Genomic DNA, 14,083 nt, shown 5'->3' on the forward strand with positions numbered 1-14,083 from the left:
GAAGCAGATCGGCGCTCTATCTATTTGTTCAGACGCACATCTTGTCCGAAAACCGTTTTACATTTTTCGGGATGCGCTGATAGCAGAAGAGCGCGATCCAAGACCGCGCTCCTCGAAAATTGTCGGGACACATAACGCCAAGCGGCGTGCGATGCAACTTTCCGGGGGAGAAGTTACGCCACTGCTGCCTTCAGCACCTTGGTGAGATCGGTCTTCTCCCAGGAGAAGGAACCGTCGCGACCCGGCTTGCGGCCGAAATGGCCATAAGACGAGGTCTTGGCATAAATCGGCTTGTTGAGGTCGAGATGCTTGCGGATGCCCGTCGGTGACAGATCCATGACTTCGCGAAGCGCTTCCTCGACTGCGGATTCGGCCACTTTGCCGGTACCATGCAGATCGACATAAACCGAAAGCGGCTGCGCCACGCCGATGGCATAGGAAAGCTGGATCGTGCAGCGGTCGGCAAGACCGGCAGCAACGACGTTCTTGGCGAGATAGCGCGCGGCATAGGCTGCGGAGCGGTCGACCTTGGTCGTGTCCTTGCCGGAGAATGCGCCACCACCATGAGGAGCGGCACCACCATAGGTATCCACGATGATCTTGCGGCCAGTCAGTCCGGCATCACCGTCCGGTCCGCCGATGACGAACTTGCCGGTTGGATTGATATACCAGTTGCAGGTGGCTGCAATCGGGAGCTCGCCGAGCGCTTCCCGGATATAGGGTTCGACAACCGAACGGACTTTCTTTGAATCCCAGCTTGCATCCAGATGCTGCGTGGAAAGAACGATCTGCGTAACCTCAGCGGCTTTGCCGTTCTCGTAACGCACCGTGACCTGGCTCTTGGCGTCGGGGCCGAGCTTGCCCGCATCGCCCTCGCCCTTATGGCGGGCTTCGGAGAGCTTTTCGAGGATCTTGTGCGAATAGTAGATCGGTGCCGGCATAAGATCCGGGGTTTCGCGGCAGGCATAACCGAACATAATGCCCTGATCGCCTGCGCCTTCTTCGCCCTGACGGTCAGCGGCATTGTCCACGCCCTGCGCGATATCGGCGGACTGCGGATGCAGAAGCACGTCGATCTTCACCGTCTTCCAGTTGAAACCGTTCTGTTCGTAACCGATTTCACGGATCGCCTTGCGGGCTGCCGAGCGGAAGCGCGAAGGATTGATCAGCGGATGTCCGGCCGCATCGTGGGCGACAGTGCCGTCCTTATTCTTCTTCAGGAAAGTATCCGGAACGCGCACTTCGCCGGCAATGACCACGCGATTGGTGGTGGCAAGCGTTTCGCAGGCAACACGGACAGACCATGGATCGACACCGGTGCGGCGCGCTTCCTTGTAGATCATGTCCACGATTTCATCGGAGATGCGGTCGCAAACCTTGTCCGGATGTCCTTCGGACACAGATTCGCTGGTGAAGAGATAAGAACTGCGCGACACGGGTAACCCCTCTTGAAAATCCAACGGAGAATATCTCCGCCATGGAAACACAGTAGCGCCCGGAACAGGTTCCAGCGTTCCGGGCACAGTAATGTGTTAGCGAAATTGGGATTAAACCGTCAATGCATATTCTTGTTGCGACAGCGCCCCGGCGGGAAAATTCGTTTCAGACAGCATTTCCTACCGGTTCAGGCGCCGCAAATCGTAAGCCTCCGGCGAGGCACGCCTATGTCCCGCTTTTTCTGCGCTTCTCAAGAACTGAAATCAGTCAGCGTCCGCAGCGAGCGACTTCACGAGATCGATGATCTTGCGGCGCACTTTCGGATCTGAAATTTTCGTGAACGCGCGGGTCAACTGCACGCCTTCATTGGAATTCAGGAAATCGACCACATAGGTCGCTTCATTGTCCTCTGCAAAACCAGCCTGGGTTGAGGAGCCTGGTGCATCTTCAAAAAAGAAGGAAACCGGGACATTCAGAATTGACGAGATTGCCTGAAGCCGGCTTGCACCGACGCGATTGGTGCCTTTCTCGTATTTCTGGATCTGCTGAAACGTAATTCCGAGGCTTTCGCCAAGCTTTTCCTGACTGAGGCCCAGCATGTTGCGGCGGAGACGGATGCGGCTACCGACATGCACGTCAATGGGATTGGGCTTCTTTTTATTCTCAATCATACAATTGTCACTCCTCGCAACTGCGAGCTTTCATTCATGCTCTGTTCATCTGAACAGCGATAACAATAAGTTTTGGGAGGTAGTCTGACGATTTTTCCGCAAAAACCGTCGCCGCGGGGCCATAACAGCGTAACAATATTAGTCTGTCAATGAAAACGCCTGCCGAATGGCAGTCGGAAAGCCATGCTCACCACGAGTAAGGTTAACAGCGCTACCAGAGATTGCCGTGCATCCTGTGGCGTGCCCCAAAATGGTGCACGAGATGACGGTAGGTAAGCGTCGATTACCCCGACGGCATCGTGGGCCAGCCCATCAGTGATTCGACCATAAGCATCAACGACAGCCGAAAGACCATTATTAGCTGCACGAATGAGCGGCAGGCCCTGTTCCACGGCGCGCACCTGCGCCTGGCGGAAATGCTGGTACGGGCCCGGTGTATCACCATACCATGCATCGTTTGTCACATTGATGATGGCGCTGGCTTTTTGGCCCGTATATCCAAGCTCATCCGGAAAAATTGCTTCGTAGCAGATCAGCGGCAGAAAGGTCCGACCGTCTTTCACGTTCAGCGCGCGACGCGATGCGCCGGCGGTAAATCCACCGGGCATTTCCACCACTTCCTGAAGTCCGAGCCTGCGCAGGAAACTCTCGTAAGGGAGATACTCGCCGAAGGGAACCAGATGCACCTTGTCGGCAGCGTCGACAATGACACCACGGTCATCGATCGTATAAATCGAATTATAGTAGCGCGGTTCACCGCCGCCGGTCGCCTTCTCTTCACGAACCGCGCCAGCCAAAAGCACCTGCCCGTCCTGCAAAACTTCACCTATGCGCGACAGAGCCTCGGGCGTCGAGGTGAGGATATAAGGAACTGCCGTTTCCGGCCATATGATCACGTCCGGCTTTGGCTTGCCTTGGGCAGGCGCCTCCGCCGTCAGCGACACCAATGTGTCGAAGATCGAGCGGCGCTCGGCATTGTCCCATTTCATGGTCTGGGCGATGGAAGGCTGTACGATACGAACCGCGAGCGTTCCTTTTTCCTCATCAATCGCCGGTGCCTGTGAAAGCGTCCAGGCACCAAAGCCAACGTGACCAGCGATGAGTAACAGGGCAAATGCGATGCCCGTCTTTGCAAATCGTCCGCCGATCAGCAGAGCCGGTGCGGCGAAGACAAACACCGCCAGGGCGCTCATTCCGATCAGGCCCAGCACGGCAACCGATTGCATCAGAAGCGGCGTCGGCATGGCGGCATAGCCGATGGCGTTCCAAGGGAAACCGGTGAACAGGAAAAGGCGCAGCCATTCCGCCAGGGCAAAGCCGAATGCAAGCGCGAAGATGCGCCCTAAGCCGTCCGACCAGAATATGCGCGCAACCATGGTTGCAAAGGCATAGAACAATGCGAGAAATGCAGGCAGGCCCAGAACTGCGAGCGGCAGGGCCCATGCGAATTGGTCCGCATCGACCAGCAGCGCCGTACCGATCCACCACAGCCCGGAAATGAAATAGCCGAACCCGAACCACCAGCCAACCATGGCTGCGGGAAGAAGGCGTCGAACAGGTCCAGCGTTCGCTTCAGCAATAGCGCCGTCGATCAGCCAGACAAGAATGGGGAAGGAGATGAAGCCCGCGACGAAAACATCAAATGGCGGCTGGGTCGGCGTGGCGAAGGCACCGCTCAGAAAAGCGGCCAGCGCACGACGCCAGCCGCTCGAAAGAATGATCCTCCCCGCGAGCCTTTCGATCATCAGGCCTCTTTGGGATTGTCGGTTGCAGCTTCTGCGTCTGTCGGCTGCTCTCCCGGCTTGGCCGATACGACCGCGCGCTGCTGGCGGCGACGGTCAGCCGCGGAAAGCGGTACGATGCGCACTTTCTTCACCCGGCGCGGATCGACTTCCAGCACGTGGAATTCATAGCCAGGAATAGCCTGCACGACTTCGCCGCGAACCGGAATACGCCCCAGAACCGAGAAGATGAGGCCGCCGACCGTGTCGACATCCTCGCCATGCTCGCCCACTTCGAAGGACGGGCCTATTTTTGCGGTCAGTTCTTCCAGATCGGCGCGCGCGTCGACAACGAACACGCCATCGGCCTCTTCAGCGATCATGATTTCTTCGTCGTCATGTTCGTCTTCGATATCGCCGACAACCATTTCGACGATATCTTCCAGCGAAACCAAACCGTCCGTGCCGCCATATTCATCGATGACCAGCGCCATCTGGATATGGGTCGCCTGCATGCGCGCCATCAAGCCGCTTGCCATCATGGACGGCGGCACGAACAGGACCTTGCGCATAAGATTGAGTTCACCGATCGTCTTGGTAAGATCGATACGGCTCATGTCGAATTTGGCGGCTTTGTCTTCCGCAGTCGCCTTGCGCGTGCTGCTGCGGCGAGTGGTCTTCTGACGGGCCTGCTTGGTGATAAAGTTCAGCACATCGCGGATATGGATCATCCCGCGCGGGTCGTCCAGCGTCTCGGCATAGACCGGCATACGCGAATGGCCGGATTTTTCGAAAAGTTCCAGCACTTCCCAGAGCGGCGTGGAAATTTCCACGGCCTCGACATCGGCGCGCGGAATCATCACGTCTTCGACGCGGATTTCGCGCAAGCGAAGGATGTTGTGCAGCATCGCCTTTTCTTCAGGCGAGAATGCTGAATCCTGCTCGCTTGCCGTGCTGGAAAGGGCATCGGCCAAATCTTCGCGCAGCGAAGATGACTGGCGCGAGCGCATGAACGGGAAAATATTAGACAATAGGGAACGCTTCTCGGCCACTACGGGCCGCTGCGTACTTTGCCCTTCGGCGTCTTGGGTCTCGCTGCGATTCTCGCCAGCGGACGGAGGATGCGATGTTTGATCAGCCATGGTCAATCGTTGTTAGTGTCTTCATCGGATACAGCATAAGGGTCGGGGATGGCAAGAGCATGAAGGATTTCACGCTCGCGGCCCTCCATCACTTCCGCTTCCACATCGGTTTCGTGATCGTAACCCAAAAGGTGCAAAAAGCCATGCACGACGAGGTGAGCGAGATGGTTTTCGAGCGTTTTTCCCTCTTCATGGGCCTCGCGCTCGACAGTCTCCCGCGCGATGATGATATCGCCCAGCATCGGCCCCGGTTGCGCTCCAGCTTTGACCGGAAACGCCGGAAATGACAGCACATTGGTCGGCTTGTCCTTGCCGCGCCATTCTGCGTTCAAGGTCTGAATAGAGGCATCGTCGGTAAAAACGACACTCAGCTCGCTTGTCGCGCTTTTCAGGCCAAGGTTGGTCCAGGCAGCTTCGACCGACGTTCTGACGAGCCCTTCAAGGGTAGCCTCATCCGGCCAGTTGCCGGCTTCGATCATGATATCAATATGAATCGCGTTATTTGACACGTTCTACAGCAGCTCCCCACATCGAGTAGCCGCTTCATCCTTTCAGTTACAAGAAAGCTGCCTGCCCAAAGGGCAGACAGCATTTTTTAAATCGTGATTCCGACAGGCAATTGCAAGAGCACTCAGCCTGTTCGCTCTATTCCGAACGCGCGTGCTGTTTGCCGTCGCGGTCGTAAGCGCCGACGATTGCCGCTACTAGCGGATGACGAACGACGTCTTTCTCCGTAAAGCGTACCTTGATAACGCCCTCGACATCGTCCAGCACGCGAAGTGCCTCTACCAGCCCGGATTTCTGGCCGGGCGGCAAGTCGATCTGGCTCGGATCACCGGTCACGATCATGCGTGATCCCTCGCCCAAGCGGGTCAGGAACATCTTCATCTGCATGGAAGTCGTGTTCTGAGCTTCATCGAGAATGACCGCAGAATGCGCCAGCGTGCGTCCGCGCATAAAGGCCAGCGGCGCGATCTCGATCACGTTCGCAGTGATGGCACGCTCGACTTTATCAGCGGGCATCATGTCGTAAAGTGCATCGTAGAGCGGACGCAGATAGGGATCGACCTTCTCCTTCATGTCACCCGGCAGGAAGCCCAATCGTTCGCCTGCCTCGACAGCCGGACGCGACAGGATGATGCGCTCGACGAGGCCGCGTTCAAGCAACATCGCCGCATGGGCGACGGCAAGATAGGTCTTGCCGGTACCGGCAGGTCCGACGCCGAGCACCAGTTCCGACCGGTCGAGCGCACGCATATAGGCGTCCTGCGTCGGCGTGCGGGCAAAGATTGTCTTCTTGCGCGTGGAAATCTGGGCTGCCGAAAGCTTGCCCTTGTTTTCCATGGTCGGTAGCGTCAACTGGTCATCGGCAGCGATTGCCATGCGCAATGCTCCGTCGACATCCGACGTCGTCAGTTCATGACCCTTTTGCAGCGTTTCATAAAGATGATCGAGTGTACGCCGCGCCTGCTCGGTCGCGGTCGGCTCGCCGCGGATCGAAAGCTGGTTCCCCTTGGAGCGGACATCCACGCCAAGCTTCTGTTCGATACGGGCCAGATTTTCATCGAACTGACCGTAAAGCGCGCTGGCAAAACGGTTGTTGTCGAAGGTGAGCACGATGTGCGCCATATCAGAGGCACCGGTCGTCGGGCTTTTTTGCGTTTGATTGGTTGGCTTGGCAGACTTCAGCTTTTCCGTAGCGCTCAACCGTATCTCCTTACAGCACAATCCTGAAAAGTTGCAGGCTTTTCAGACCAGATTCTGCGTGAACACAAACGGTTCACGCATTGCAATCACCGTCTCGACAGGATTACCGGCAAGCGACTCAAAACGCCGAAATTTTCTGCCTCAACACCATCATGCCTTCAGGTCAGTTTTTGCGCAATAAGGCTATTGGTGCCTGTGGACGTGATTTTCACATGAATAATGTCGCCAACGCCGTCACTGCTGCCGTCGATGACGACCGGCAGAAGCCAGGGCGAGCGCCCTACCATCTGGCCCGCCTCACGGCCCGGCTTTTCGATGAGCACGTCCATCTCGCGACCGATCATGGAAGCTTGAAACGCATATTGCTGCTCGGACAGAAGCGCCTGGAGGCGCTGGAGGCGCTCATCCTTCACCGCTTCTTCCACGTGATCAGGCAGATCGGCACCCGGTGTTCCGGGGCGCGGCGAATATTTGAACGAATAGGCTTGCGCATAATTGACCGCGCGCACCAACCGCATCGTATCTTCGAAATCCTGATCGGTTTCACCGGGGAAACCGACGATGAAATCACCCGACAGCGCCATATCCGGCCTGACTTCGCGGATGCGTTCGATCAGACGTACATACTCATCCGCCTTGTGGCGACGGTTCATCGCCTTGAGAATGCGGTCCGAGCCGGATTGCACCGGCAAATGCAGATAGGGCATCAACTGGCGCAGGTCACGGTGGGCGGCAATCAGACTGTCGTCCATGTCGCGTGGATGGCTTGTCGTGTAACGAAGACGGGCAACGCCCGGGATGCGCGCTAAGCGAAACAGAAGTTCGCCCAAGCCCCATTCGCGACCATCATCACCGGCGCCGTGCCAAGCATTGACGTTCTGTCCGAGCAAGGTCAGCTCGCGCACGCCGCTATCGGCGAGGCGCTCGGCCTCTGCCACGATCTGCTTCACGCTGCGCGAAACTTCCGAGCCGCGCGTATAGGGAACCACGCAGAAGGTACAGAATTTGTCGCAGCCTTCCTGCACTGTCAGGAAAGCAGAAACACCGCGCTTGCGGGTTTCCTCACGCTTTGGCGACGGCAGATGCTCGAACTTGTCCTCCAGGGCATATTCGGTCTCGACAACCTTTTCGCCGCCGCGAACCCGTGCAAGCGCGTTCGGCAGCCGGTGATAGGTCTGCGGACCGATGACGAGATCGACATTCGGCGCGCGGCGAAGGATTTCCTGTCCTTCAGCCTGCGCCACGCAACCGGCAACGCCAATGGTCAGTTCCTTGCCATTCGCTTCGCGCGCATCCTTCATCTTGCGTAGTCGGCCAAGCGCGGAATAGAGCTTTTCCGACGCCTTCTCGCGAATATGGCAAGTATTGAGCAGAACCAGATCGGCATCGTCCGGCGTATCGGTTGCGACATAGCCTTCCGCTGCAAGGCTGTCGGCCATGCGCTGGCTATCGTAGACGTTCATCTGGCAGCCATAGGTTTTTACGAAAACCTTGCGCACATTGGGGCGCTCTGCCGTTGGTTCAAGATCGGTGATATTGTCGCTCATGCGCGGCTATCTACAGCTTTTGTCGTCATTTTGAAAGGTGACATTCTAGCCAATCGGCTCGTCAATTGGCCGAACGCCTGATCGAGCGGCTGTTACTCTTCCGGAATCTCGCGCCCCAGCAACGCACTTTGCAAAAGTGCGCGCACCCGGTTTTCCATCTTACGGGCCAGTGCCTTGCGGTCAGTCTTGGCGGTCACGACGACCGGTTCGCCGAAACGCACCTCGACATCAATGGCGCCCTCGCGCAAAATACCTTTCAGGTGCGGCATCAATTCGACGTCGCCCGGCCAGGAGGCGATCGGGCGGAAGTAACGGCCCATCGCCATGCCGTGAACACCCGTATAGGCAACGGCAACCGGCTGAACCACGACTTCGGGCACATTGGCTTCCTTGATCGCAGCGTGTGCGGCACCGAAAAGTGCCGTCTTGAATGGCAGGACGCGATTACCATCCGATGTTGTGCCTTCTGCAAACAGCACCATCGCATCATCTGTTGCCAGCCGTTTGGCGATTTCCGATGTTTGTTCAGCCGTCTTGCCTCGCCGTTCCCGTTCCACGAAAACGGTTCGTTGCAAAACGGCGAACATACCGAAAACAGGCCACTTTCTGACTTCCGACTTGGCGATGAAGGATACCTGACCGACCGTCGAAAGAACGATGATATCACTCCATGAGGTGTGATTGGCAACGAGCAGAAGCGGGCGTCCCTCATGCATCTGGCCGATAGTCTTGATGCGGAAGCCAAACAGGCGTGCAACGGTACGATGGAAAAAAGTCGGTAGACGTCGCTTCCAGCCATTCTTCAGTTTCAGGAATAGATACTGGAGCGGAATGAGCGACAAGCTCAACAGGGCCATAGCCGCAACAACGAGAAAGATGCGGATTGCTCCGATCATCGCGGCCCCGCCGATGCACGGCTCAGGTCGCGACGCAGTATCAGCGCGGCCGAACGCCCATTCGCTGTTTCGTAATAAGCGGGTCTGTCACCAACTTTCTGGAAGCCGAGACGGCGATAAAGCGCCTGTGCAGCAATATTCGCTTCATCCACTTCCAGAAAAAGCGTTTCGGCGCGCTCCTGATAGAGATGCCGCAGCACAGCATCCATCAGCACGCGCCCAACGCCCTGACGCTGTAGATCGCGAGCGACAGCAATCGTCAGTATTTCCGCTTCTCCCGCAACCAGACGAGCCAGCACGAAGCCACAGGCGTCTTTCGGCTTGCCTTCCAAACGGGCAACGAAGCCGAAAACCGTATCCTGCGCGATCAGCGACCTGAAATCATCGGAACTCCAGCCATGATGGAAAGCAACGGCGTGGATGCGCTGGATCGCATGACTGTCTTGTGCGCTCAGCGGTTCGACTGAAACCTGTCTGCGGCCAAAACGACCGAACGGCAAGCCCATCATCGGCTATTCTCCAGCCTGCCTGCGTGGCAAGGCAAACCCGACCTGCGGCTTCGCATCGGGTCCGCGCATATAAAGCGGCTTCGGTGCATCGCCCGACTGGCGCGTGCATGCCAGACGCGCATAGATGCCGATTTTCGCCGTCGATTCCACCGGGCCTAAGGCGAAACGACTGCCGATGGCTTCATTGATCGCCGGTGCTGCGGAACCCGCGAGAACCGTGTTCTCCGCTTGGGACACTGCGAGCGCCTCGGCCTCTTCCCGCGACAGGACCAGAGGCTTCAGGTTCGGCCCACCTTCCGCATCGAATGCTTGCGCATAAATCTCGCCTCGATGCGCATCAAGGAGGATCAGCGCTGGCTTCTCCGGCAATAGGGCCTGCGCTTCCGCCGCCAGCGCTTCGAAAGCTGTAATGCCGATGGCGGGAACACCTAGCGCCAGTGCAAAACCACGTGCCGCCGAAACACCGATACGAACACCGGTAAACGATCCCGGACCGATATTGACCGCCACTCGATCCATATCGCGAAGCGATAGTTTCGCCTCTGTCACGGCACGTTCAACGTAGCCCATCAATAATTCCGCATGCCCCTTGCCGATGTTTTCGCTCACATCGGCAAGCACGACATCGCCATCGAAGTTGTAGACGGCAACGGAACACCACGAAGCGGCAGTATCAAGCGCAAGTATCTTCATGTGCAACCGGGTAAATCAGATTTTGCGTCGCGACAAGCCAAGTCTTGCCCAAAGGCCGGATCGTGTTCGTTTTTAGCCGTTCTCGTGGAACAAAAGCCGGCGATATGCATTTCGTCATCGGGTGCGGGAATGTTTTTATGTTGTCCTGACGGCGACAAAGGCCCATCCGGCAATCGAACCTCATAAGGATCTGGCGGGTTCGTTTGCGTTTGGAATAGCTGCCCGTGACTATGAGCGATACTCCCCCAGTCGTTCCAAGCCGGATCGAGCAAAAGGATATGAGGATAAAATGTCCAAGAAGTCGATGCATGCAACCCGCAACGATCTTCCTTCCAACACGAAGACGACAATGATCGCGCTGCTTAACGAAAATCTTGCCGCGACAATCGATCTTGCCCTCATCACAAAGCAGGCGCACTGGAACCTCAAGGGGCCGCAGTTCATCGCCGTTCATGAAATGCTCGACGGTTTCCGTGACGATCTCGACGAACATGTCGATACGATTGCCGAGCGCGCCGTGCAGATTGGCGGGACGGCCTATGGCACCACGCAGGTCGTGGCCAAGGAAAGTAAGCTCAAGCCATATCCGACCGATATCTATGCCGTTCACGACCATCTGCTTGCCCTGATCGAACGCTATGGCGATGTTGCCAATCTCTTGCGCAAATCGATCAAGGATGCGGACGATGCAGGCGACGACGATACAGCGGATATTTTTACCGCCGCATCCCGCAGCCTCGATAAGGCATTGTGGTTCCTGGAAGCCCATGTCCAGGAAAAGAACTGACCTCACAGATGCAATGAAAAGGCCGGGCAAATCCCGGCCTTTTCTGTTCCTCGATAGTTAGTTAGCCCATTCGCCGCTTCGCATCACCGGTTCGCGAGTTCCATCCTGGTTGATTCCATCGACGTCGATCTGGCCAGAGCCGATCATCCAGTCGATATGGATGAGACTTGAATTGCCACCTTGCACCTTGATCTGTTCCGGCGTGAGTTTTGCGCCATCGACAAAGCATTTGGAATAGCACTGGCCGAGCGCAATGTGGCTTGCAGCATTTTCATCGAACAAGGTGTTGTAGAACAGAAGCCCGCTCTGCGAAATCGGTGAGGAATGCGGCACAAGTGCCACTTCACCCAGACGACGGGCGCCTTCATCCGTATCCAGCACTTTGTTGAGAACTTCTTCACCGCGATTGGCCTTCGCCTCGACGATCCGTCCGGCTTCAAAGCGAACCGCAATATTCTCGATCAGGGTGCCCTGATGCGACAGAGGCTTGGTACTCGTCACATACCCCTCGACACGCAGTGCATGAGGCGTGGTGAACACCTCCTCCGTCGGAATGTTCGGATTGCAGGTGATACCATTTTTCGCGGTGGAAGCACCGCCATGCCATTCATGACCATCAGCAAGTCCGACCGTCAGGTCAGTGTTCGGGCCTTTGAAATGCAAGGCCCTATAAGTCTTGCCGTTCAGGAAGCGGGTGCGCGTACGAAGCGTTGCATTGTGTGCCGCCCAGGCACCGACCGGATCGTCGACATCGACACGTGAAGCTGCGAAGATTGCATCGGCCAGCTTGCGGGCCGCAACGTCCTCCGGTTCGTTTGGAAACATGAGCTTCGCCCATGCCGGGTTGGGATAAGAGACGATGTTCCAGTTGATGTCGAAACCGGCGATCTTCTCGAGTGCCGGCTGATACGCCTTCGAATTGGCGCGGTTAGCGCGTGAAACCTTTGCAGGGTCCTGACTGGAGAGAAGCATCGGATTGTCGGCTGCGATGGCGAGACGCGCGGCACCATCCGAATAGGCCTTTGCCATTCCTTCATAAAGCCAGTTTGCTGCGCGGTCGAAACTCGGGTCAGGTGCGTTCTCGTAACGAGCGAGCGCCATTTCATCGTCCGCGAAGAATGGCGTTACCAAACCGGCGCCAGCCTTGTAGGCATGTTTGGCGATGAGGCGAACCAGCGGCAGCGCGACGACCGGTGCCGTGATGACGAGATCTTGTCCCTCGCGCAATTGCAGGCCAACGCGAACAGCGACTTCCGCCAGACGTTCAAGTTTCACCGGGTCGATGATTGGGTTCAGCTTTTCATGAGCCATGGGTGGAAGACCTCTTTGGATATGGAATCACTGACAGTTTATCAGACGGCATAATTTCACCACCTTTTTTCCTGCCATTGCGCTATAGTATTCATGCGGTCAGTTGCAGAAGAAAGCAGTTCGTAATGAATAAGAAAGTGCTTATCTTACTGGGCATTACCGGCCTACTTGCAGGCTGCGTGACCATGACGCCCGAACAACGCCGCGCCGCCGACGAACAGACCTGTCGTAGCTATGGTTTCAAGGCCAAGACCGACGCTTTCGCCAATTGTCTCATGCGATTAGACCTCGATCGCAGAGCCGACCGGCGCGCCTGGCAGAACCAGGTCGATTTCTATGACACGCCGATGGTGATCTATCGTCCAATCTACCGGCCCTGAAACCAGCACCGGAAAGCGACGGCAGCCAGCCATCAAATCAAAACGCCGATCTGAATGAAATCAGACCGGCGCTTCAGTTTATCCGAGTATAAACACGCTTCTTATAACGGTGCTTCGGGACGGTCCTGGGACAGAAGGAGCGCGCCGATGGCGTCAACCTGCTTCTGGCTTGCAGGGGCATAGCCGAGCGATGTCGCCTGCGGAGCAGTCGTATCGAATTGCGACTGGTAGGAGGCCATCTGCACCGGCTGCTCCTGTTGAGGCGCAGCAACACCGCGATGGCGCGCCAGACGGTCGCCACGAGCCTGCGGACCAGCACCGACATTCTGTTCGACGCTTTGAGCCTTTACAGCTTCCGCGAGTGCCACCTGAACGGTCGGTTCCGTACCTGGAATCGGACCGGTCTGCGGCAGGGTCACATCATAGGACGGATCCTGCGGAAGCGACGGCGATTGCGGCGAATAGGCCAGAGCAAGATTGTAGGGTTCCTGCGGAACCGGACTTTGCAGCGAGCCGTCGCGATTACGCTTCTCGTAGAAGGAATTGCCACCCGCAACGAGCACATAGTGCATGTTGTTATAGGGGAATTTCAGACCAGCCGTGTGGAAGAACATGGCATTCTTCAACTTTGGATGCCGTTCTCCTTTGAGGACTGCGGCGGCGGCGGCCTGAACGTCCGGTAGCGCTTTGGAATTCATTTGGCGTGAAAGAACACCAGGTGCAAACTGGTTCTTCTGACCGACGACACCACAAATCGTATCCGGATAACGGCCCGATGCGAGGCGGTTCATGACGACCGTGCCGACAGCCAGAAGGCCATCGGAACTCGAACGGTTGGATTCGAAGAACATCGCGCGCTCAAGACAATTCTTGTCCCGTGCGGTGTAGGTATAGGTCTTCACGCCATTGACGGTCTTGACGTGGCTTGCCGCCGTCTTTTCCGAATTGGCTTTTCCCGAGGTTCCGGTCGTCGTGCAACCGGTCACCACGAAAGGCGCAACCACCAGCCCGATAAGAACGGGCAATTTCCACTTCGCGGCGCGCGTCAATGGCTCAGTCTCATATTAGGACCCTTAACTGATCCAGTCATCCGTTCAGGCAAACACATCTGGAACGATGCGCTCGAACGTTCGACTGCGGTGCAAGTCAAAGAGGACGAAGATCAAAATCACACGCCCTACTGTCGCTCAATCGAATTCAAGGTTTTGGAATTTTTAGGCCAAAAAAAGGCGAAGGGTCAAATCCCAACAATGCTGAAGGCGGCTAAAAAGCCCTAAAACAA

The 14,083-nt window shown here is 56.8% G+C and carries 14 protein-coding genes; 2 read left to right on the plus strand and 12 right to left on the minus strand.

Annotation, left to right across the window (positions count from 1 at the left end; genetic code table 11):
* Positions 1-173: 173 nt before the first annotated feature.
* From metK to tsaB, 10 genes are all read right to left on the minus strand, one after another.
* Positions 174-1,436: a methionine adenosyltransferase gene (metK, locus tag ACYSN1_RS07245; RefSeq protein ID WP_140020609.1), complete on the minus strand. Its 1,263-nt coding sequence runs from the start codon at positions 1,434-1,436 to the stop codon at positions 174-176.
* Between the two features lie 264 nt (positions 1,437-1,700).
* Positions 1,701-2,108 (minus strand): helix-turn-helix domain-containing protein, encoded by a 408-nt coding sequence (locus tag ACYSN1_RS07250; protein WP_140020608.1) that lies wholly within the window; start codon positions 2,106-2,108, stop codon positions 1,701-1,703.
* A 146-nt stretch (positions 2,109-2,254) separates the two neighbouring features.
* Positions 2,255-3,853 carry an apolipoprotein N-acyltransferase gene (gene lnt, locus ACYSN1_RS07255; protein WP_461725020.1) on the minus strand — a complete coding sequence of 533 codons (1,599 nt, stop codon included), beginning with the start codon at positions 3,851-3,853 and terminating at the stop codon, positions 2,255-2,257.
* Positions 3,853-4,971: a hemolysin family protein gene (locus ACYSN1_RS07260; protein ID WP_461725021.1), complete on the minus strand. Its 1,119-nt coding sequence runs from the start codon at positions 4,969-4,971 to the stop codon at positions 3,853-3,855. Before ACYSN1_RS07260 ends, lnt begins: the two co-directional genes overlap by 1 nt.
* Before the next feature lie 2 nt (positions 4,972-4,973).
* Positions 4,974-5,480 (minus strand): rRNA maturation RNase YbeY, encoded by a 507-nt coding sequence (gene ybeY / locus ACYSN1_RS07265; RefSeq protein WP_461725022.1) that lies wholly within the window; start codon positions 5,478-5,480, stop codon positions 4,974-4,976.
* A gap of 136 nt (positions 5,481-5,616) precedes the next feature.
* On the minus strand, positions 5,617-6,678 hold the full coding sequence (locus ACYSN1_RS07270) for a PhoH family protein (protein ID WP_174977410.1): 1,062 nt from the start codon (positions 6,676-6,678) through the stop codon (positions 5,617-5,619).
* Positions 6,679-6,836: 158 nt separating this feature from the next.
* Positions 6,837-8,225, minus strand: coding sequence for a tRNA (N6-isopentenyl adenosine(37)-C2)-methylthiotransferase MiaB (miaB, locus tag ACYSN1_RS07275; protein ID WP_461725023.1), 1,389 nt, complete (start codon positions 8,223-8,225; stop codon positions 6,837-6,839).
* A gap of 92 nt (positions 8,226-8,317) precedes the next feature.
* Positions 8,318-9,121: a lyso-ornithine lipid O-acyltransferase gene (gene olsA / locus ACYSN1_RS07280; RefSeq protein WP_461725024.1), complete on the minus strand. Its 804-nt coding sequence runs from the start codon at positions 9,119-9,121 to the stop codon at positions 8,318-8,320.
* A complete protein-coding gene (rimI, locus tag ACYSN1_RS07285; protein WP_461725025.1) occupies positions 9,118-9,630 on the minus strand; it encodes a ribosomal protein S18-alanine N-acetyltransferase in 513 nt (170 codons plus the stop codon). Before rimI ends, olsA begins: the two co-directional genes overlap by 4 nt.
* A 3-nt stretch (positions 9,631-9,633) precedes the next feature.
* Positions 9,634-10,323, minus strand: coding sequence for a tRNA (adenosine(37)-N6)-threonylcarbamoyltransferase complex dimerization subunit type 1 TsaB (gene tsaB, locus ACYSN1_RS07290; RefSeq protein WP_461725026.1), 690 nt, complete (start codon positions 10,321-10,323; stop codon positions 9,634-9,636).
* A gap of 289 nt (positions 10,324-10,612) precedes the next feature.
* Here tsaB and dps point away from each other — a divergent pair, with 289 nt between their 5' ends.
* The gene (gene dps, locus ACYSN1_RS07295; RefSeq protein WP_140020600.1) at positions 10,613-11,110 is read left to right on the plus strand and encodes a DNA starvation/stationary phase protection protein Dps; all 498 of its coding nucleotides are present in this window, start codon (positions 10,613-10,615) and stop codon (positions 11,108-11,110) included.
* A gap of 57 nt (positions 11,111-11,167) precedes the next feature.
* Here the strand turns inward: dps and ACYSN1_RS07300 are convergent, their stop codons facing one another.
* Positions 11,168-12,421, minus strand: coding sequence for an aminopeptidase (locus ACYSN1_RS07300; RefSeq protein ID WP_461725027.1), 1,254 nt, complete (start codon positions 12,419-12,421; stop codon positions 11,168-11,170).
* Positions 12,422-12,546: 125 nt separating this feature from the next.
* On the opposite strand from ACYSN1_RS07300, the gene ACYSN1_RS07305 reads away from it, so the two are divergent.
* A complete protein-coding gene (locus ACYSN1_RS07305) occupies positions 12,547-12,801 on the plus strand; it encodes a hypothetical protein (protein WP_140020598.1) in 255 nt (84 codons plus the stop codon).
* Between the two features lie 101 nt (positions 12,802-12,902).
* Here ACYSN1_RS07305 and ACYSN1_RS07310 read toward each other — a convergent pair whose 3' ends face one another.
* Positions 12,903-13,850, minus strand: a complete 948-nt coding sequence (locus tag ACYSN1_RS07310; RefSeq protein WP_461725028.1) for a cell wall hydrolase — start codon at positions 13,848-13,850, stop codon at positions 12,903-12,905.
* Positions 13,851-14,083 lie beyond the last annotated feature (233 nt).

This window comes from Brucella sp. LJL56, from assembly GCF_054871705.1.